Origin of the sequence: Xanthomonas sp. LF02-5 (assembly GCF_034105325.1) — a bacterium.
GTDB classification, from domain to species: domain Bacteria; phylum Pseudomonadota; class Gammaproteobacteria; order Xanthomonadales; family Xanthomonadaceae; genus Xanthomonas_A; species Xanthomonas_A sontii.
Genome location: NZ_JAXGGF010000003.1, coordinates 80,671 through 100,966 on the forward strand (window position 1 = coordinate 80,671; position 20,296 = coordinate 100,966).

A 20,296-nucleotide genomic window follows, 5' to 3' on the forward strand; every position below is an offset into this window, starting at 1 on the left:
GCGCGCTCAGGCACGGCCTCGCGCACGACTGCACGTGAGGCGCGCGCAGCGCGCGAGCGGATCTCCTGAAGACATGAGGGTGGCAGCCGTGCTGCCAGCCGTGCCGTGTGCGCACGCCGGAAGCGCCGCTGCAGCACGTGCAGCCGCACCGGCACCACAGTCATGCGGGCCGGTGCGGGCTGGAAGCCGCGTAGAGGCTTATTTTTCCGCTTCGAGCTGCTTGCGGATCTGCGCGTCGACCGCGGCGATCGCGGTCATGTTCATCACCCGGCGCGAAGTGGCGCTGGTGGTGAGGATGTGCACCGCCTTGGAAATGCCCATCAGGATCGGGCCGATCGCCACACCGTCGGTGAACACGCGCACCAGGTTGTAGGCGATGTTGGCCGCTTCCAGGTTCGGCAGCACGAACAGGTTGGCGCGGCCCTTCAGCGTGCTGTTGGGCATGATCTGCTTGCGCAGCGCCTCGTCCCACGCGGTATCGCCCTGCATCTCTCCGTCGATGTTGAGCTCGGGCTTGCGCTTGAGCAGCGCCTCGCGCACCTGCCGCATCTTCAGCGCGTCGCGCGAATCGTGGCTGCCGAAGTTGGAGTGCGACAGCAGCGCGATGTTCGGCTCGATGCCGAACAGCTTCAGGCGATAGGCGGCCTGCAGCGTGGCTTCGACGATCTGTTCCACGCTCGGGTCTTCCTGCACGTGGGTGTCGACGAAGAAGAACGCGCCCTGCTGGTTGATCACGCCGGTCATCGCCGAGGTCGAACTGACCCGCGGCTCCAGCGGAATCACACTGCGTGCGTAGCCGAGCTTCTTGTGGAAGCGGCCGACCACGCCGGTGAGCAGCGCATCGGCTTCGCCGCGCGCGACCATCACCGCGGCGATCAGCGTCGGCCGCGAGCGCATCAGTTCCTTGGCCGCGGTGACGGTGACGCCGCGGCGCTCGGTGAGCGCGTGGTAGTACTGCCAGTAGTCGTTGAAGCGCGGATCGTCGTGGATGTTGGTGATCTCGAAATCCACACCGGCAGTGATGCGCAGGCCCAGGCGCTGAATGCGCGCCTCGATCACGTCCGGGCGGCCGATCAGAATCGGGAACGCCAGGCCCTCGTCGATCACGCTCTGCACCGCGCGCAGCACCACTTCCTCTTCGCCCTCGGCATAGACCACGCGCTGCTTGTCGGCGCGGGCGCGGTCGTACACCGGCTTCATCATCAGGCTGGTGCGGTAGACGAACTGGCTGAGCTTGTCGCGGTAGGCGGCCATGTCGGCGATCGGCCGCGTGGCCACGCCCGAATCCATCGCCGCCTGCGCCACCGCCGAGGACAGCTCGACCAGCAGGCGCGGATCCAGCGGCCGCGGGATCAGGTAGTCGGGACCGAAGCTCGGCGTCTCGCCGCCGTAGGCCGCGCCGAGGTCGGAGGCCTCGCGCCGCGCCATCGCCGCGATCGCCTTGACGCAGGCGATCTTCATTTCCTCGTTGATGCCGGTGGCGCCGACGTCGATGGCGCCACGGAACAGGTAGGGGAAGCACAGCACGTTGTTGATCTGGTTCGGATAGTCCGAACGGCCGGTGCCGATGATCGCGTCCGGACGCACCGCCTTGGCTGCCTCCGGCGTGATCTCCGGATTCGGATTGGCCAGGGCGAAGATCACCGGCTGCGGCGCCATCGTCGCCACCATCTCCGGCTTGAGGATGCCGGCGGCCGACAGGCCGAGGAAGATGTCCGCGCCCTCGACGATCTCGGCCAGGGTGCGCTTGTCGGTATCGCGGGCGTAGCGCGCCTTGTCCGGGTCCAGGTCGGTGCGGCCGGTGTGGATCACGCCGTCGCGATCCAGGGCCAGGATGTTCTCCGGCTTCAGGCCCAGCGAGACCAGCATGTTGACGCAGGAGATGCCGGCCGCGCCCATGCCGGTGGTGGCCAGCTTGACCTCTTCGATCTTCTTGCCGGTGACCACCAGCGCATTGAGCACGGCCGCGCCGACGATGATCGCGGTGCCGTGCTGGTCGTCGTGGAACACCGGGATGTTCATGCGCTCGCGCAGCTTGCGCTCGACGATGAAGCACTCCGGCGCCTTGATGTCTTCCAGGTTGATGCCGCCGAAGGTCGGCTCGAGGCTGGCGATGATGTCGACCAGCTTGTCCGGGTCGTTCTCGTTGATCTCGATGTCGAACACGTCGATGCCGGCGAACTTCTGGAACAGCACGCCCTTGCCTTCCATCACCGGCTTGGACGCCAGCGGGCCGATGTTGCCCAGGCCCAGCACCGCGGTGCCGTTGCTGATCACCGCCACCAGGTTGCCGCGCGCGGTCAGTTCGCTGGCCTGTTTCGGATCGGCGACGATGGCCTCGCAGGCGAAGGCGACGCCCGGCGAATAGGCCAGGGAGAGATCGCGCTGGGTCAGCATGGGCTTGGTCGCGGAGACCTTGATCTTGCCCGGCGGCTGCTGGCGGTGATAGTCGAGGGCGGCCTGTTTGAAATCGTCGTTTGACATCGAGGGCTTCTTTTGTCGAAAGGCGCGGAGGCCCGGAATTCTACCCCCAGCCGCAGGAGCGGTCCTGTCTGGCGGCTGTCGCCACGGCCTTGGGGGCAGGAAAAAAGCAACGCGCCGGCAAGGCCGGCGCGTGGTGTGATGCAAGGGATCAGCGCGTGGCGAGCGGTTCGGCCGCCACCGCCGGCAGCGGCACGGCCTCGCCATCCAGCGCCAGGCGCAGGCGGTCGCGATCCAGCGCATTCTCCCAGCGCGAGACCACCACGGTGGCCACCGCATTGCCCATGAAGTTGGTCAGCGAGCGGCATTCGCTCATGAAGCGGTCCACGCCCAGGATCAACGCCATGCCGGCGACCGGCACTTCCGGCACCACCGCCAGCGTCGCCGCCAGGGTGATGAAGCCGGCGCCGGTCACACCGGCCGCGCCCTTGGAGCTGAGCATCGCCACCAGCAGCAGCGTGATCTGATGGCCCAGAGTGAGTTCGGTGTTGGTGGCCTGCGCAATGAACAGCGCCGCGAGCGTCATGTAGATGTTGGTGCCGTCGAGGTTGAACGAGTAACCGGTGGGCACCACCAGGCCGACCACCGACTTCTCGCACCCGGCGCGCTCCATCTTCTCCATCAGCGACGGCAGCGCCGATTCGGACGAGGACGTGCCCAGCACCAGCAACAGTTCCGTCTTGAGGTAGCGGATCAGCTTGAAGATCGAGAAGCCGCACAGATAGGCGACGGCGCCGAGGATCACCACCACGAACAGCAGCGAGGTGACGTAAAACGAACCGACCAGCCAGGCCAACTGCACCAGCGAGTGCAGGCCGTGCTCGCCGATGGTGTAGGCGATCGCGCCCAGCGCGCCGATCGGCGCGGCCTTCATCAGGATGTGCACCAGCTTGAACACCGGCGCGATCAACGCCTCCAGGAAGTTCAGGACCGGCTTGCCGCGCTCGCCGACCATCGCCAGCGACACGCCGAACAGCACGGCGACGAACAGCACCTGCAGCACGTTGGTCCCGACCAGCTTGCCGTTGACCACCTGGTCGCCGGTGAACGCGCCGAGCAGCGAGTTGGGGATGATGTCCATCAGGAAGCCGACCAGGGTCAGGTCGTGCGACTTCTGCACGTAGCTGGCGACCTTGCTCTGGTCCAGCGTGGCCAGGTTGACGTCCATGCCCGCGCCGGGCTGCACCACGTGCGCGACGATCATCCCCACCACCAGCGCCAGGGTGGAGAAGAACAGGAAGTACACCATCGCCTTGCCGAACACCCGGCCCACCGTCTTCAGGTGCGTCATGCCGGCGATGCCGGTGACGATGGTCAGGAAGATCACCGGCGCGATGATCATCTTCACCAGCTTGATGAAGGCATCGGCCAGCGGCTTGAGCTGCGTGGCGAACTGCGGCTCCAGATGGCCGAGCAAGGCACCGATGACGATGGCCACCAGCACCTGGACGTAGGTATGCCGGTAGAACGGCACCGGCCGCGGCGCAGGGCTGGCCGGGGAAGTTGAGATATGCATCGAAGGCGCTCCGGGACGGTCCGCCCACCCGACGCGGGTCGCGGAATGCTGCCTTTGTACGCGTCGCCAGCGTATAAGCAGATAACCTATTGGTACTAGGCCCGGCACCGCGCCGTGTCGACGCGGTTACAGTGGCGCGGCAGGCTCACGGAAGGGCTGACGCAACGCCGCACGCAGACGCCGCCCCTCGCGGCCGATGGCGGCGTGGCCGCCATCGCAGCGCACGTCTTCAGGGGGAGACGGCGCCGCAGGACTGCAACATCGCCGTAAAGAACGGCCGGGCGCGTCCGCTATTGCATGCAGGGGGCATCACGTCCGGCACCGTGTCCGCGTCGCAGCGGCCTCGCGGTTCGCGTGCGGTCCACCGCCGCACTGCCTGCGCCATCCATGGCACCACCAGCCCGGCCGGGGACTGCCGCGCCTTCATTCCTTACCGAGACGACTCCATCATGCGCCACACTCTCCTCTTCGCTGCGCTGGGCCTGACCGCCGCCGCTCCCGCCGTCGCCGCCAACGGTTTCGACGACTGGCCGACCAAGGTCGCCTTCAACGACGGCACCGAACTGGCCGTGACCGGCAACTACGCCTACGACTGGAACAACTTCTCCAACGACGACGGTCGCCTGGAGGACGACAACGCGTTCCGGCGCAAGGAGTTCGGCGCGACGCTGAAGAAGAAGGGCGTGTACGACGCGATGGTGTACTTCGACTTCCAGTCCAAGCTGTGGCTGGACGTGTTCTTCCGCTTCGAGACCAAGGCCCTGTTCGGCGCCGACTACGGCAAGGTGCGCCTGGGCTACATCAAGGTGCCGGTGGGCCTGGAAGGCGTGACCAGCTCGCGCGCGGACAGCTTCATGGAAGTGGCGCTGCCGGTGCAGGCCATCTACCAGGGCCGCCGTACCGGCGTGGAGTGGACCTTCGAGCGTCCGCAATACCTGCTGCAGGCCGGCGCCTACGGCGGCAAGGACCTGCAGGGCGACAACCCCGGCACCACCCAGGCGGTGCGCGGCGTGTGGACCCCGTTCAAGGCCGACGGCGACGTGCTGCACCTGGGCCTGGCGTACTCGCAGGAGAATCCGCGCGGCTACCACAACGGCTTGGACGTGAGCTTCAGCCCGCGCGCGCGCTTCCGTGCGCGTCCGGAAGCTGGCCTGACCGACGTGCGCCTGATCGATTCGGGCACGCTGGTCGACGTCGACCAGGTGCGCCGCACCGGCCTGGAGGCGATCTGGATCAAGGGACCGTTCTCGATGCAGGGCGAGGCGCTGCGCGCCGACGTGACCCGCGACAACGGCCGCCCCGACTACACCGCCGACGGCCAGTACGTGTTCGCCAGCTACGTGCTGACCGGCGAATCGCGGCCGTACAGCGCCGGCAACGTCGGCAACATCAAGCCGGCCAACGCCTACGGCGCGGTCGAGCTGCTGGCGCGCTACAGCCGCCTGGACCTGGACGACGGCACGGTGCTCGGCGGCCGCCAGCACGACTGGACCTTCGGCGCCAACTGGTACCTGACCAGCCACTTCAAGTTCCAGGTCAACTACGTGCGCGCCGATGCCGAACGCGCCGGCGTGCACGTCAAGCCGAACTCGCTGGACGTCCGCGCCCAGGTCCAGTTCTGAGCCAGCGCACGTCGGCCGATCCGAGGCGATCGGCCGGCGTGCACCCCGCTGCGCCAGCCGCAAAGGCTGCGCAGCGAGCCGCAGGAGGGGCGTCGGCGATGCCAAGGCCCCTTGGGTGATGCGGCCTCGGCGTCCACAGCGTGTTCGCGGCACATCCGCAAGACGACACCGGCGACGTTCCCTGATGCGATCGCCGTTGCACCTGCCGGCGGTTTCGGCTCGTTGGCGGTCCGCGACGCCCGCCATCTCCGCCGCATGCCGCAAACGGCAGCGCACCCTCTAAGCTGATGCGGTCCCGGTCGCCGCGTTCTTCCGCATGCCCTCGCTCCTGCGCCATCGTCGCCTGATCCTGCTGCTGGTCGTCATCGTCGGCGGCATGGTGCTGGCGATGCTGTCGGCGCAGCACGTCGCCGAACAGCGCGCGTTGCGCGCCGAGAGCGTGCAACTGCGGCAACAGCTGGAGCTGTATGCGCAGACGCTGCAGCAGCGCATCGACCGCTACCGTACCCTGCCGCAGGTGCTGTCGCTGGATCCGGAACTGCGCGACGCCCTGACCCATCCGCTGGACGCGGCTACCCAGCAGCAGTTGAACCTGAAGCTGGAGCGCGCCAACGACGTCACCCGCTCCTCGACCCTGACCCTGATCGACGCCAACGGCGTGGCCCTGGCCGCCAGCAACTGGCGCCTGGCCAGCAGCAACGTCGGCGCCGACTACAGCTTCCGCCCGTATGTGAAGCAGGCATTGGCGCAGGGCAAGGGCCGCTTCTACGGCATCGGCATGACCACCGGCGTGCCCGGCTACTTCCTCTCGCAGGCGATCCTCGACGCACGCGGGCGCCCGCTCGGGGTGATCGTGATCAAGATCGAACTGGCTGCACTGGAGCACGAATGGCTGCGCGTGCCCGACGTAGTGCTGGTCAGCGACGGCCATGGCGTGGTGTTCCTGTCCAGCCGCGACGTCTGGCGCTATCGCCAGTTGCAACCGCTCAGCGCGCACGAGCGCGACGAATTGCTGGCCACCCGCCAGTACGCGCAGCAGACGCTGCTGCCGGCGCGACGGCGGGTGCTGGAGACGCTGGACGACGGCGGCCAGGTGATGCGCATCGACATGCCGGCGCAGCCGGCGCCGCTGCTGTGGCAGAGCATGGCGCTGCCGGAAGGCGGCTGGCGCCTGCACCTGCTGCACGACGTCGGCGGCAGCCGCGCGGCCGGCCGCGCCGCCGCGCTGGCCGCGGCCGGCATCTGGCTGGCGCTGTCGTTCCTGGGCCTGCTGTTCCAGCAGCGCCAGCGCCTGGCGCGGCTGCGCCAGCGCAGCCGGCGCGAACTGGAGGCCTTGCTGCAGCAGCATGCGCAGGAGCTGCGCACCGCCCAGGACGGCATCGTGCAGGCCGCGCAGCAGGCCGACACCGGCCTCAGCCGCAGCCTGGAGCACCTGCCGCAGGGCGTGGTGATCATCGATGCGCAACTGCGCCTGGTGGCGTGGAATTCACGCTATCTGGAGATCTTCCGCTTCCCGCCGGAACTGATCCGGGTCGGGCGCCCGATCGAGGATGTGTTCCGCTACAACGCGCGCCGCGGCCTGCTCGGCCCCGGCCCGGTGGAAGCGGCGATCCAGCGCCGCCTGGACCACCTGCGCAGCGGCCGTCCGCACATGCGCGAGAGCGAGAAGGACGACGGCACGGTGCTGGAGATCCGCGGCAATCCGCTGCCCGACGGCGGCTTCGTGACCAGCTACGCCGACATCACCAGCTACAAGAACGCCGCGCGCGAACTGCGCTCGCTGGCCGACGCGCTGGAGCATCGCGTCGCCGAACGCACCCACGACCTGGCCGAGGCCAAGCGCGAGGCCGAGAACGCCAATCGCTACAAGACCCGCTTCGTGGCCTCGGCGGTGCACGACCTGCTGCAGCCGCTCAACGCCGCGCGCATGTTCGTCTCGGCGCTGCGCGGCAAGTTGCACGAGGCCGATGCGCGGCAGATCGCCGACCATGTCGACAACGCGCTGGCGGCGCAGGACGCGATCCTCAACAGCCTGTTGGACATCTCGCGACTGGAAGCGGGCACGTTGAAGACGCAGGTGCAGGACCTGGCGCTGGACCCGCTGCTGCAGACCCTGGCACGCGAGTTCGGCATCGTCGCCGAAGGCCGTGGGCTGCGCCTGGACTACGTACCGACCCGCGCCACCGTGCGCAGCGACGCGACCCTGCTGCGGCGCATCCTGCAGAACTTCCTCTCCAACGCGGTGCGCTACACCCCGCGCGGACGGGTGCTGCTGGGTTGCCGGCGCGACGGTGCGCAGCTGCGCATCGAAGTGCACGATCAGGGACCGGGTATTCCCGACGCCCTGCAGCAGGAGATCTTCGAAGAATTCCGCCGGCTTGGCGACGGCGTCGCCAACGACCGCGGCGCCGGCCTCGGCCTGGCGATCGTGGAGCGCATCGGCCGCCTGCTCGGCCACCGTATCGGCCTGCGCTCGCAGTTGGGCCGCGGCAGCGTGTTCTCGGTGACCGTGCCGCTGGGCGATGCCGCTGCGGCGCAACGCCAGGTGCCGGCGGCGATGGCCAGCGACAACGGCGACGACCCGATCCTGCATGGCTGCCGGGTCTGGTGCATCGACGACGACCCGCGCGTCTGCGAGGCCAGCCGGACCCTGCTGACGCGCTGGGCCTGCCAGGTGGAACTGGCCGCAGGCCCGGACCAGGCGCTGGCCGCAGCGCAGCCGGCACAGGCGCCGGAACTGGTATTGCTGGACGTGCGCATGGGCGACTGCCACGGCCCGACCCTGTTCGCGCAGCTGTGCGCACGCTGGCAGGCCGAGCCGCGGGTGATCCTGGTCACCGCCGAAGCCGATCCGGCGCTGCGCACCCTGGCGCAGGAACGCGGCTGGGGCTTCCTGGCCAAACCGGTCCGCGCGCCAGCCCTGCGCGCACTGATGACGCAGATGTTGCTGCGGCGTGGGTGAGGCGTGTGAGCGGTTTATCAGGCTTGGGGAATGTGGATCTTTGGCTGCCGTACCCTCATCCGCCCCTGCGGGGCACCTTCTCCCGAAGGGAGAAGGGAAGCGCTTAGCCCCTCTCCCCCCGGGAGAGGGGTTGGGGTGAGGGTACGGGCGCGCAGCGATGCCTCTACCACTCGCGCGGCGCGATCAGTTCCTCGACGTCGGCGTCTTCGAAACCATAGGCCTTGGCGATGTGCAGGAAATCCACGCCGATGTTCTCGCTTGCGGCGGTCTCGATCTCGCTGTCGTGGGCCTCGAACTCCAACGCCAGCTTGTTGAACTCTTCGGTGGCGGCATGGGTGAGCCGGTACAGCGCCGGCAGGTCCGCCGGTGCCTGCGCCTCGATCGCCTCGCACAACCGCAGCAGGATCTTCTGTCCCTTGCCGACCAGCGACGGGGGGAAGTAGTCGTCGTCCAGCATCTCCTGCAGGAACGGATAGTGGGCGGTCTGCTCGTTGCGGAGGGTCGTGGTGGGCATGGTCCGGTGGTCTCCGCCCGCGGGGGGCGCGGGCATCGGCGCATAGCATCGCGTATCCGGGCGCCGCAGAAAACGCCCCCCGCCGGCGCCCGGTTCAGGCCTCGCCTTCCGGCTCCAGCGCCTTCACCAGCACCGCGGCCTGGGTGCGGCTGTGGCATTCGAGCTTCTTCAGGATCGCGGTCACGTGGACCTTGACGGTGTTCTCGGCCAGGCCCAGTTCGTAGGCGATCTGCTTGTTGAGCAGACCGTCGGCCAGGCACAGCAGCACCCGGAACTGCTGCGGGGTCAGTTGCGCCAGGCGCGCCGCCAGCTGCGCGTCGGCCTCCGACCGCGCCGCGGTCAGCGGTGGGAACCAGGTGCCGCCGTCGAGCACCGCCGCCACCGCAATGCCGATGGTCTCGGCCGGCGAGGACTTGGGAATGAAGCCGGCCGCGCCGAACTGCTGCGCGCGGCGTATCACCCGCGGATGGTCGTTGGAGGAAATCACCACCACCGGCACGTCAGGGCGCTCGCCGCGCACGTGCAGCAGGGCCGAGAAGCCGCGCGCGCCGGGCATGGCCAGATCCAGCAGGATCAGGTCGGCATCGGCCTGCGCGGCCAGCGCGGCGTCCAGGGTGCCAGCGCTGGCCGCCTCCACCACCAGTGCGCGCGGCAAGGCCTGGCGCAACGCGTGCAGCACGGCGGCGCGGAACAGCGGGTGGTCGTCGGCGACCAGGATCGTCGGGGCATCCATGGGCGTGAAGGCGGCTGGCATGACGCTGCAACGCGGCGTCGGGTGGGCGCGGACAACGCGCAGGACCCGCAGTGTACGTGCGTGGCCGCTGGATGCCGAGTGCGCGAGACCCGATCGGGCGGCGGCGGGTTGCCCGAGACCGGCGTGCCGGGTGCCTGCGGAGAAACTCGTGCAGGACGCCGCGCACAACACCGCCACGCCGCGCATTGGCGCTCCGCAGCGCGCAGCAAGGCGTCCTCGGCCGCGCATTCAAGGCCGGCCCCACCATGGCCGATAACACGGCGTGATCGTCTCGTTCTCCAATCTGCTGGGCCGCCTGCCGCTGGCCGCGTCCTGCCTCATCGTGTGCCTGGCGCTCGCGCCGGACGTGTCCGCGGCCGCCACCGCAAGCGACGACGACCTGCCCAGCAGCCTGGAGCACTTCGGCCTGGACGAGGGCCTGTCGCAGCTGTCGATCAACGCCCTGCAGAGCGACGACCAGGGCTTCCTGTGGGTCGGCACGCAGGAAGGCCTGAACCGCTTCGACGGGCATCTGTTCCGCGCCTACCGGCGCGAACTCGGCAGCGACAGCCGGCAGAGCCTGCTCAGCAGCAGCATCGACAGCATCGGCTTCGAGCCGCGCGGCACCCGCCTGTGGCTGGGCACCAACGACGCCGGCCTGGAAGTGATCGAGCTGGCCACCTGGCAACACCACCGTCTCGACGCGAAGCAGGGCCTGTCGCACAACCGCGTCACCCAGATCCTGATCGATCCGCAGGGCGGCGCATGGCTGGGCACCGAACGCGGCATGGACCGGGTCGAGGCCGACCTGCAGCGGGCGCGCCCGCTGGGCGGCGATGCGCCGGTGGTGGGCCTGACCTGGATGCCGGACGGCAAGCAACCAGTGGCACTGGACCGGCAATGCCGGCTGTGGAGGCTGGGCCGCGACGCGCGCGAGGAACTGCCGGCACCGCGCGGCATCGACGAATGCGTAGGCCTGCAGTCCGGCCCGGAAGGGCTGTGGCTGGCGTCGGCGAGCGGCGGCCTGTTCCAGCTCGATGCGCAGGGCGCGGTGCTGGCGCACTGGACGCCAGCGCAGTTGGCCACCGGCGGCAGCGACCTCAGCGCGCTGATCCGGCTGCACGACGGCCGCGTGCTGGTCGGCACCACCAATGCCACGGTGACGCAACTGGACAGCGCGCAGCATGCGCCGCAGCGGCTGAGCTTCGACATGCCGCCCAACAGCGCCATCATCCGTTTCTACCAGGCGCCCGACGGCACCTGGTGGATCGGCACCTACACCGGCGGGCTGTACCGGGTGCGTCCGTTGTCGGCGGTGATCCGCAACGACGAGGAGCGCGTCAGCGACACCCATGCGTGGCCCAGCAGCAGCGTGCGCAGCATCTGGCGCGACGGCGAGCGCATGCTGATCGGCACCGACCAGGGCCTGCTGCTGCGCGACAGCAGCCGTGCCGCCTGGCAGCTGGTGCCCGGGCTGGCCAGCCAGGCGATCCGCAGCATCGCCGCCGACCGCGACGGCTGGTGGCTGGGCACGCGCCAGGGGCTGTGGCGCCTGGATCGCAACGGCACATTGCGGCGCCTGGGCGGGCTGGCCGACGAGCACGTCAACGATCTGCTGCTGGAAGGCGACACGCTATGGGTGGCCACCCGCCGCGGCCTGACCCGCGTGGTCGATGGGCGCGTGCGCAACGATCCGCGCTGGGCACCCCTGAGCGGGCACACCCTGACCCGGGTCTACCGCGACAGCGAAGACACGCTGTGGATCGGCTGCAACGACTGCGGCGTGTGGCGCATGCGCAGCGGCCGTCCCGCCGAGCCCTACCGCCCGCGCGGCAGCACCCTGTACCCGTCGGTGTGGTCGCTGTACGAACACGACGGCGTGCTGTGGGTGGGCACCTTCTCCGGCGGGCTGTACCGCATCGACCTCAAGCGCGACGTGGCGCTGCGCTACAGCGACCGCGAGGGGCTCAGCAGCAACGTCATCTACACGATCCTGCCGGATCCGCAGGGGCGGCTGTGGCTCAGCACCAACAATGGCCTGAGCGTGCTGGATCCGCGCACCCGCATCGTGCAGAGCCTGGGCCGCCGCGACGGCCTGCAGAACCAGGAGTACAACAGCGGCCGCGGCTACCGCGACGCGCACGGCCTGCTGTATTTCGGCGGCACCCAGGGCGTGGACGTGATCGATCCCACGCGCCTGCCGCTGCGCAGCCCGCAGGCGCGCGCAGTACTCACCGACCTGCGCATCCTCAATGCCGGCGAGGACCGCGACGGCGGCGAGAACCAGACCGAGAACGACGTGGTCTACGCGCAGCGCATCGCCCTGGACCATCGCGACAACGTGTTCACCATCGGCATGACCGCGATCGACTTCGCCGCCCCGGGCACCGCGCGCCTGCGCTACCGCGTCGACGGGCTGCAGAAGGGCTGGGTATACCCGCAGACCGCGCACAGCGACTTCTCGGTCAGCCACCTGCCACCGGACCGCTACACGCTGGTGGTGGAAGCGGCCGGGCGCGACGGCCAGTTCGGTGGCGCGCGGCGGCTGCAGATCGAGGTGCTGCCGCCGCCGTGGCGGCATCCGCTGGCCTACGCCGGCTACGTCGTGCTGGGCCTGGCGCTGCTCGGCCTGGCGCTGCAGCGGGTGCGGCACACGGTCAACCGCGAGCGCGACATGGTGGAACTGCTCAACCTGACCGTGGCCGAGCGCACCCGCCAGCTCGAACGCGCCAACCAGCAGTTGCTGCAGAGCAATGCGCGCCTGCAGGCGGCCACACGCCTGGATCCGCTGACCCAGGTCGCCAACCGCCGCGAGCTGCAGGACTGGCTGGCGCGCGAATGCCCGGCCCTGCTGGCGGCGCTGGACGAAGGCAGCAGCGCCGATGCGCTGTACTTCTTCATGATCGACGTGGACAACTTCAAGCGCATCAACGACGACTACGGTCACCAGGCCGGCGACGGCGCGCTGGTGCACTGCGCCGATCGCCTGCGCGGACTGTGCGGCGAACGCGACCTGCTGGTGCGCTGGGGCGGCGAGGAGTTCCTGCTGGTCACCCGCCTGCCGCGCGAAGACGTCGCCAGCGACCTGGCCGAACGCCTGCGTGCGGCGGTGGCGACGCAGCGCTTCGCGCTGGCCGAGCGCGAACTGACCCTGACCTGCTCCATCGGCTTCGCCCCGTGGCCGTTCGTCGCCGCGTGGCCGGCGCTGGGCGACTGGGAACAGAGCGTGGGCCTGGCCGACCGTTGCCTCTACGCCGCCAAGGGCGCCGGCAAGGACGCCTGGGTGGGACTGGCCCCGGGCGCGGCGCCGGACCGGCCGCGCCTGCACGCGCTGCTGGCCGGCGGCGCACCGGAAGAACTGGGCGACAGCGTACGCGTGCTGTGCTCGCCCGGGCGCCAGCCGCGCTTCGCGCGCTGAGCGACGCCGGCGCGGCGGCTCAGCGCGGCGGCGCCTGCTGCATGCTGCTGCGCCAGGCGTCCAGGAACTGACGTCGCTTCAGCGCATCCAGATACACCAGCAGCCCCGGGCCCAGCGCGATCGGACGGAACGCCGACGCAGCGGCCGGCCCGCCCTGCGCCGCCACGCCCGGCTGCGGCAGGATCGGCTGCAGCCGCGCCTCGCGCGACAGCCCCTGCTGTCCGCGCGGCGACAGCAGGTAATCCAGGAAACGACGCGCCTCGGCCGCGTGTGGGCTGTCGCGTGGGATCACCGCGGTGCGCAGCGCGACCAGGGTGTAGTCCTCCGGCTGCACGATCGCCAGCGGCGCGCCGGCATCGATGCGCGCCTGCGCGTACGAACCCAGCACGTTGTAGGCCAGCAGCAGGTCGCCGCGCGCGACCTTGTCCAGCAACACGCCGGTGCGTTCTTCCAGCACCACCTGGTTGTCGCCCATCGCCGCCAGCAACGCGCCGGCCATGCTGCCGAGTTGGCTGTCCTGGGTCGCGAACAGGTAGCCCACGCCGCTGCGCTCCACGTCGTAGGTGCCGATACGCCCACGCAACGGCGAGCCCGGCGCGCGCAGCAGTTCCAGCAGCCGGCGGCGGGTGCGCGGCACCTGCGCGGCCGGCAGCCGCGCGGTGTTGTAGACGATCGCCACCGGCTCGTAGCTGATGCCGAAGACCTCGTGCCGCCACTGCGCCCACGCCGGCAGCGCCTCGGTCTGCGGCGAGCGGTGCGCCAGTGCGTGACCGTCGTTCACCAGCTTGGTCTGCAGATCCATGCTGGCGCTGATCAGCAGATCGGCGCAGCGCGGGCCAGGGCCTGGATGCAGGTAGCGCCGGTAGATATCGCCGGCGATCACGTCCTGGTACACCACCTCGGTCTGCGGATGCAGGCGCTGGTAGTCGCCGATCACCGCGGCGAACACCTCGATGTCGGTCGAACCCTGGATGCACAGTTGCGCGGTGGCCGTGCCCTGCGCCGGGAAGCGGCGCACGTCGCCGGGCGCGGCCAGCGCGGCATTGGCAAGCAGCGCGGTCAGCAGCAGCGGCAGACCGCGCAGCAGTGCGGGCAGGATCATGGATGCAACCTCGGCAGGTGCAGGCTGGCGATCAGGCCGCCGCCCACGCGATTGGACAGGTCGATGCGCCCGCCATGGGCCTCGACCACGCGCTTGACGATCGCCAGGCCCAGCCCGGCGCCGCCGGCGGCCGCACCCTCGCCGCGCACGAAACGTTCGAACACGCGTTCGGCTTCGGCGGCGGCGATGCCCGGGCCATGGTCGGCCACGGTCACCACGCAATCGCGCGCGCTGCAGGTCAGCGCCACCTGCAGCGGGCCATCGCCGCCGTACTTGCAGGCATTGTCGATCAGATTCTTGATCGCCTCGCGCAACAGCAGCGCATCGCCGCGCACCAGCGCCGGTTCGCTGGCGACGGCCAGTTGCACGCGTGGCCGCGGCGCGGCCTGCGGCACGGCCTCGTGCAGCGCCTGGTGCAACACCTCGGCCAGGTCGACGCTGGCGTAGCGCTGCAGGTTGGAACGGTGGATCACGCTGGCGTCGCTGAGCAACTGGTTGAGCAGGCGGCTCATGTGCGTGGCATTGCGCTCGATCGCCTCCAGGCTGCGACGCATCTCGTGCGGGTCGTCCTCGTCCAGCGCCAGTTGCGCCTGCGCGCGCAGCGCCGCCAGCGGCGTGCGCATCTGGTGCGCGGCCTCGGCCATGAACGCACGCAGGGTCTCGTTGCTGCCGGCCAGGCGCGCCATGAAGCGGTTCAGCGCCGCCACCATCTGCTGCATCTCCTGCGGCGCCGTCGCGGCCACCGGCTTCAGTTCGGACGGTTCGCGCCGCGACAGTTCGTGCTCCAGCGTGCGCAGCGGCCGCAGCGCACGCGATACGCCCAGCCATACCAGCGCCAAGGCCAGCAGCGACAACAGCACGATCGCCACCAGCGCGTGCAGCACCACGTCCTGCGCCAGCGCCTCGCGGGCGCGCCGGGTCTGCCCCACCTGCACCCACACCTGGTCCTGCGCCGCCGCCGAGGACACCCGCCGCGACACCACCGCGAAGCGCACCGGCTCGCCGCTGTAGACCGCATCGAACAAGCGCGGCGGCGCGCTGGCGCGCGGCAGCGACGGCGCCGCCGGCAGGTCGTCGTAGCCGGTGATGGTGCGCCCGCGCGCATCGAACACGCGGTAGAACACCCGGTCCTCCGGCGCCATCGCCAGCAGGTCCAGCGCGGCATAGGGCAGGTCCACCTGCCACTGACCGCCGGCCAGCGCCACCGAGTCGACGATGGATAGTGCCGAGGACACCAGCAGGTGGTCGTAGGAACGGTTGGCGGCGCGCTGGCCGTAGTCGCTTGCCACGAAGAACAGCGCCACCGCACCGAGCAGCGACAGCGCGCCCAGGTAGCGCAGCAGCGTGCGCCGGATCGACGGCGCCGGCGGCATGGCCTCAGCCATCGGCGTCCGCTGCCGCCGGATCTGGTGGCGACGCGGCCGCCTCCAGCTTGTAGCCGACGCCGCGCACGGTGACGATGCGCAGCGGCGCGTCGGCCAGCTTCTTGCGCAAGCGCCCGACGTACAGTTCGATCGCATTCGGCCCGGCCTCGTCGTCGAAGCCGAACAGGCCGTTGCCGATCTCGTCCTTGCCCACCACCTGGCCGAGCCGGCCGATCAGGATCTCCAGCAGCCGATACTCGCGGTTGGGCAACTCGATCGGCGTGCCGTCCAGGCTGACGCTGTGCGCGGCGTTGTCGAAAGCGAAACCACCAAGCTGCACCACCTCGCTGGCCTGACCGCGATTGCGCCGCAGCAGCACCCGGCAGCGCGCCTCGAACTCGCGAAAGTCGAACGGCTTGCCCAGGTAATCGTCGGCGCCCACGTCCAGCGCCTGCACCCGATCCTCGATGCCGTCGCGCGCGGTCAGCATCAGCACCGGCGTGGTGTCGCCACGCTCGCGCAGCCCGGCCAGCACGCGCAGCCCATCCAGCCCGGGCAGGCCGATGTCCAGCACCACCAGATCGAAGCGCTGGTAGCGCAGCACCCCGGCCGCACTCAGCCCATCGCGCTGCCAATCCACCGCATGCCCGCTGCGGCGCATGCGCCGCACGATCGCATCGGCGAGATCGGCGTTGTCTTCTACCAGGAGCAGGCGCATTGGAGGCCGGGAATGGTGAATCGGGAATGGGGAATGGAAACAGCAACGGCAGAAGCCTAGCGCATCCAGGAACGTGCTTTTTCGATTCCCCATTCTCGATTCCCGATTCCCCACCGCCGACAGGTCGTTGACAGCTACGTCCGACTAGGCTGCGTCCATGCCGGTCCGCGGCCGTTGCGGGCGGACCGATCCAATCGCTGCGACACGCACCTGGGAGGGGACGTGGAACTGAAGACTCTGACATGGGGCAGCGCCTGCGCGTTGCTGTGCCTGGCCGGATCGGCGCACGCCGCCAGCGACGACGACGGCCCAGTGACCGCCGAACTCGGCGGGCGGCTGCACTGGGATTTCGCCCACTTCGACAACGACAATCGCGGCACGCCCAATCCCGACGACACCGAGATCCGCCGCTTGTGGCTGGACGTGTCCGGCAAGGTCTTCGGCTTCGGCTACAAGGTCGAAGGCGATTTCGCCGGTCTGCAGGACGACTTCAACGGCAAGGGCATCGAGGCCAAGGACGTCTACATCACCCGCAAATTCGATGCCGGCACGCTCACTGTGGGCCAGTTCAAGCAGTACTTCACGCTCGACGACCGCACCGGCTCCAACTTCGGCCAGTTCCTGGAGCGCAGCGGCGCGGCCAGTACGCTGGCGCCGCTGTACCGCAAGGCGGTGTCGTGGCAGGCCGCGGGCACCGACTACACCTGGGCGGCCAGCGTCTACAGCCTGCAGAGCATCGACGTCTCCAACGTCCGCGGCCATGCGTTCGGCGGCCGCGGCACCTGGGCGCCGGGCGCGCGGGACGGCGACGTGCTGCATCTGGGCCTGTCGCTGGCGCACGAGCACTACGACCATCCCGGTGCCGGCGGCGCGCCGGCGCTGAGCATCCGCCCGCGCCCGGCCGGGCACCTGTCCGACGACAGCCGCGTCACCCTGGCGCGCTTCGCCGACGGCCGCGACACCGACGTGGACAAGTGGTCGCTGGAATACGCGCAGGTGCGCGGGCCGCTGTCGTGGCAGGGCGAGTTCAGCGGCGGGTTGTTCGACGACGGCGCGCAGCGCGCCGACGTGATGGCGGCCTACGGCTTCGTCAGTTGGTTCGCCACCGGCGAATCGCGCCGCTACGACAGCAAGACCGGGCGTTTCACCCGCATCAGGCAGGTCAATCACAACTACGGCGCCTTCGAGCTGGCGCTGCGCTACGACCGCATGTGGGGCGCGCAGCACCGCGACGGGCAACCCGATCTGCTCGACGCCTCCACCGCCTCGTGGACGCTCGCCGGCAACTGGTACCTCAAGCCGAACCTGCGGCTGATGCTCAACCTGATCGACAGCCGCAACCGCGATCACCTGGCCGGCGTGACGCTGGACCATACGCGGGCGATCACCGGGCGCTTTCAGTATGACTTTTGAGTGCCGGGATTGGGGAATGGGGATTCGGGATTCGCAACGGCGGGATCGTGCGATGTGACGTCTGGTCGGCCTCTTTTCGGATCCCTGATGCGGGATCCATCTTCTTTCATGCACTGCCCTGAGGAACTTCCATGCTGACCGCGCTCGGTTTCGGAATGGTCATTACCTTCATGTACCTGATCATGAGCAAGCGGCTGTCGCCGCTGGTCGCGCTGATCATCGTGCCGATCGTGTTCGCGCTGGCCGGCGGCTTCGGTACCGGCATCAACGAGATGATGTTGGAGGGGATCAAGAAGATCGCGCCCACCGGCGTCATGCTGATGTTCGCGATCCTGTACTTCGGGGTGATGATCGACGCCGGCCTGTTCGATCCGCTGGTGCGGCGCATCCTGCGCCTGGTCAAGGGCGACCCGATGAAGATCGTGGTCGGCACCGCGGTGCTGGCGCTGCTGATCTCGCTCGACGGCGACGGCTCCACCACCTACATGATCACCGTCTCGGCGATGCTGCCGCTGTACCGGCGGCTGGGCATGAACGCGCTGAACATGACCTGCGTGACCATCCTCGCCGGCGGGGTGATGAACCTGACGCCGTGGGGCGGCCCGACCGCGCGCGCCGCCACCGCCCTGCACGTGGACCCGGCCGACGTGTTCGTGCCGCTGGTGCCGGCGATGGCGCTGGCGATCGCCGGCATCCTGGTGCTGGCCTGGTACCTGGGCATGAAGGAGCGGCGCCGCCTCGGCGTGGTGACGCTGCCCGGCGACGCCTGGATGGACGGCAGCGTGGCCGACGACGGCGAGGCGCTGCCCACCGTGGAAGACGCCGAGGACATCAAGCGGCCGCGGCTGCTGTGGGTGAACCTGGTGCTGACCCTGGCGCTGATGGCGGCGCTGGTGATCGGCGTGCTGCCGATGCCGGTGCTGTTCATGATCGGCTTCGCCCTGGCGCTGCTGATCAACTACCCGAACCTGGTCGAGCAGCGCCGCCGCCTGGTCAACCATGCCGGCAACGTGCTGTCGGTGGTGTCGCTGATCTTCGCCGCGGGCGTGTTCACCGGCATCCTCTCCAACACCGGCATGGTCGAGGCGATGTCGCGCAGCTTCCTGGCGGTGATCCCCGACGCATGGGGGCCGTACCTGGCGGTGATCACCGCACTGGCGAGCATGCCCTTCACCTTCTTCATGTCCAACGACGCCTTCTACTTCGGCGTGCTGCCGATCCTGTCCGACGCCGCCAGCCACTACGGCATCACCCCGGTGGAAATGGCCCGCGCCTCGCTGGCCGGGCAGCCGGTGCACCTGCTCAGCCCACTGGTGCCCTCCACCTACCTGCTGGTCGGCCTGGCCAAGGTCGACTTCGCCGACCACCAGCGCTTCACCCTGAAGTGGGCGGTGCTGGTGTCGTTGGTGTTGATGGGCGGCGGGCTGCTATTCGGCCTCTTTCCTTTGGCGAAGTGAGCGCCGCCCGGGATTGGGGATTGGGCATTGGGGATTCGTAACAGCCACTGCCCGCGCGCCCATCCAATCCCGACTCCCCAATCCCGAATCCCAACTCCGAAGGAGTTCAACGTGACCCTCAGAATCGCCTACGTCACCAGCGGCATGGGCAGCATCGGCACCGCGATCTGCCAGAAGCTGGCGCGCAACGGCCATACCGTGGTCGCCGGCTGCGGGCCGGACTCGCCGCGCAAGTCGGCGTGGTTGCGCGAACAACGCGAGCTCGGCTTCGACTTCATCGCCTCCGAGGGCAACGCCACCGACTGGGATTCCACGGTGGCGGCGTTCGCCAAGGTCAAGGCCGAGGTCGGCGAGATCGACGTGCTGGTCAACAACGCCGGCGGCAGCCGCGACATGCTGTTCCGGCAGATGGGCCGCGAGGACTGGCAGGCGGTGATCGCCAGCAACCTGCACGCGCTGTTCAACATCACCAAGCAGGTGGTGGACGGCATGACCGCGCGCGGCTGGGGCCGTATCGTCAACATCGGCGCGGTCAGCGCGCAGAAGGGCCAGATCGGGCAGATCAACTACGCCACCGCCAAGGCGGCGATGCAGGGCTTCAGCCGCGCGCTGGCGCAGGAAGTGGCCTCGCGCGGCGTCACCGTCAACACGGTGTCACCCGGCTACATCGCCAGCGCGGCGATCAGCGGCTTCCCGCCGGACGTGCTCGATCGTCTCGCCAGTTCGGTGCCGCTGCGCCGGCTCGGCAAGCCCGAGGAAGTGGCGGCGCTGTGCGCCTGGCTGGCCTCGGACGAGGCCGCCTACGTCACCGGCGCCGACTACGCGGTCAACGGCGGCCTGCACATGGCCTAGCGCCTCGCCTGCCCCGCATGGCGCCACGGTTGCGCGTGCATGCAGCGGAGACGCGGGACGTGGACCTGCGCTCGACCGCGGCGGATGCGCCCGCGCGCAGCCGCCGGATTCGGCAGGCAGGCACGCCGCGGCACTGCAGCCGCG

13 protein-coding genes are annotated in these 20,296 nt (G+C 69.6%); 6 read left to right on the forward strand and 7 right to left on the reverse strand.

Annotated elements, in window-relative coordinates; translation table 11 throughout:
- Positions 1–198 precede the first annotated feature (198 nt).
- Complete coding sequence (locus SLW52_RS09515; protein ID WP_017910606.1) at positions 199–2,484, reverse strand: NADP-dependent malic enzyme; 2,286 nt, start codon at positions 2,482–2,484, stop codon at positions 199–201.
- A gap of 148 nt (positions 2,485–2,632) precedes the next feature.
- Positions 2,633–3,997 carry a dicarboxylate/amino acid:cation symporter gene (locus SLW52_RS09520; RefSeq protein ID WP_320740273.1) on the reverse strand — a complete coding sequence of 455 codons (1,365 nt, stop codon included), beginning with the start codon at positions 3,995–3,997 and terminating at the stop codon, positions 2,633–2,635.
- 449 nt (positions 3,998–4,446) lie between these two features.
- Between SLW52_RS09520 and SLW52_RS09525 the strand changes: the two genes are divergently transcribed.
- Positions 4,447–5,619, forward strand: a complete 1,173-nt coding sequence (locus SLW52_RS09525) for a porin (protein WP_017917402.1) — start codon at positions 4,447–4,449, stop codon at positions 5,617–5,619.
- A gap of 316 nt (positions 5,620–5,935) precedes the next feature.
- The gene (locus tag SLW52_RS09530; protein ID WP_320740272.1) at positions 5,936–8,581 is read left to right on the forward strand and encodes a PAS-domain containing protein; all 2,646 of its coding nucleotides are present in this window, start codon (positions 5,936–5,938) and stop codon (positions 8,579–8,581) included.
- A 163-nt stretch (positions 8,582–8,744) separates the two neighbouring features.
- Here the strand turns inward: SLW52_RS09530 and SLW52_RS09535 are convergent, their stop codons facing one another.
- Both SLW52_RS09535 and SLW52_RS09540 read right to left on the reverse strand, forming a co-directional pair.
- A complete protein-coding gene (locus SLW52_RS09535) occupies positions 8,745–9,095 on the reverse strand; it encodes a DUF5713 family protein (RefSeq protein ID WP_010344517.1) in 351 nt (116 codons plus the stop codon).
- A 94-nt stretch (positions 9,096–9,189) separates the two neighbouring features.
- Positions 9,190–9,828 carry a response regulator transcription factor gene (locus SLW52_RS09540; RefSeq protein ID WP_017910914.1) on the reverse strand — a complete coding sequence of 213 codons (639 nt, stop codon included), beginning with the start codon at positions 9,826–9,828 and terminating at the stop codon, positions 9,190–9,192.
- Positions 9,829–10,111: 283 nt separating this feature from the next.
- Between SLW52_RS09540 and SLW52_RS09545 the strand changes: the two genes are divergently transcribed.
- Positions 10,112–13,246, forward strand: coding sequence for a two-component regulator propeller domain-containing protein (locus tag SLW52_RS09545; protein WP_320740271.1), 3,135 nt, complete (start codon positions 10,112–10,114; stop codon positions 13,244–13,246).
- A 19-nt stretch (positions 13,247–13,265) separates the two neighbouring features.
- Here SLW52_RS09545 and SLW52_RS09550 read toward each other — a convergent pair whose 3' ends face one another.
- Genes SLW52_RS09550 through SLW52_RS09560 form a run of 3 tightly spaced genes read right to left on the reverse strand, consistent with a single transcriptional unit; the run spans position 13,266 to position 16,430 of the window.
- The gene (locus SLW52_RS09550; RefSeq protein WP_193312545.1) at positions 13,266–14,348 is read right to left on the reverse strand and encodes an ABC transporter substrate-binding protein; all 1,083 of its coding nucleotides are present in this window, start codon (positions 14,346–14,348) and stop codon (positions 13,266–13,268) included.
- Entirely contained in the window at positions 14,345–15,733 is a 1,389-nt protein-coding gene (locus tag SLW52_RS09555) for a sensor histidine kinase (protein ID WP_320740270.1), read from the reverse strand. Before SLW52_RS09555 ends, SLW52_RS09550 begins: the two co-directional genes overlap by 4 nt.
- A complete protein-coding gene (locus SLW52_RS09560) occupies positions 15,726–16,430 on the reverse strand; it encodes a response regulator transcription factor (protein WP_026143589.1) in 705 nt (234 codons plus the stop codon). Before SLW52_RS09560 ends, SLW52_RS09555 begins: the two co-directional genes overlap by 8 nt.
- Before the next feature lie 222 nt (positions 16,431–16,652).
- Here SLW52_RS09560 and SLW52_RS09565 point away from each other — a divergent pair, with 222 nt between their 5' ends.
- The 3 genes from SLW52_RS09565 (at position 16,653) to phbB (ending at position 20,152) form a co-directional block, all read left to right on the forward strand.
- Positions 16,653–17,843 (forward strand): porin, encoded by a 1,191-nt coding sequence (locus SLW52_RS09565; protein WP_320740269.1) that lies wholly within the window; start codon positions 16,653–16,655, stop codon positions 17,841–17,843.
- Between the two features lie 131 nt (positions 17,844–17,974).
- Entirely contained in the window at positions 17,975–19,300 is a 1,326-nt protein-coding gene (locus SLW52_RS09570) for a CitMHS family transporter (protein ID WP_320740268.1), read from the forward strand.
- Between the two features lie 111 nt (positions 19,301–19,411).
- Positions 19,412–20,152, forward strand: a complete 741-nt coding sequence (gene phbB / locus SLW52_RS09575; protein ID WP_010344527.1) for an acetoacetyl-CoA reductase — start codon at positions 19,412–19,414, stop codon at positions 20,150–20,152.
- Positions 20,153–20,296 lie beyond the last annotated feature (144 nt).

Bases quoted from the DNA above. Each gene is read 5' to 3' on its own strand.
- SLW52_RS09515 (WP_017910606.1), bottom strand. From the start codon at position 2,484: ATGTCAAACGACGATTTCAAACAGGCCGCCCTCGACTATCACCGCCAG.
- SLW52_RS09520 (WP_320740273.1), bottom strand. From the start codon at position 3,997: ATGCATATCTCAACTTCCCCGGCCAGCCCTGCGCCGCGGCCGGTGCCG.
- SLW52_RS09525 (WP_017917402.1), top strand. From the start codon at position 4,447: ATGCGCCACACTCTCCTCTTCGCTGCGCTGGGCCTGACCGCCGCCGCT.
- SLW52_RS09530 (WP_320740272.1), top strand. From the start codon at position 5,936: ATGCCCTCGCTCCTGCGCCATCGTCGCCTGATCCTGCTGCTGGTCGTC.
- SLW52_RS09535 (WP_010344517.1), bottom strand. From the start codon at position 9,095: ATGCCCACCACGACCCTCCGCAACGAGCAGACCGCCCACTATCCGTTC.
- SLW52_RS09540 (WP_017910914.1), bottom strand. From the start codon at position 9,828: ATGGATGCCCCGACGATCCTGGTCGCCGACGACCACCCGCTGTTCCGC.
- SLW52_RS09550 (WP_193312545.1), bottom strand. From the start codon at position 14,348: ATGATCCTGCCCGCACTGCTGCGCGGTCTGCCGCTGCTGCTGACCGCG.
- SLW52_RS09555 (WP_320740270.1), bottom strand. From the start codon at position 15,733: ATGGCTGAGGCCATGCCGCCGGCGCCGTCGATCCGGCGCACGCTGCTG.
- SLW52_RS09560 (WP_026143589.1), bottom strand. From the start codon at position 16,430: ATGCGCCTGCTCCTGGTAGAAGACAACGCCGATCTCGCCGATGCGATC.
- SLW52_RS09570 (WP_320740268.1), top strand. From the start codon at position 17,975: ATGCTGACCGCGCTCGGTTTCGGAATGGTCATTACCTTCATGTACCTG.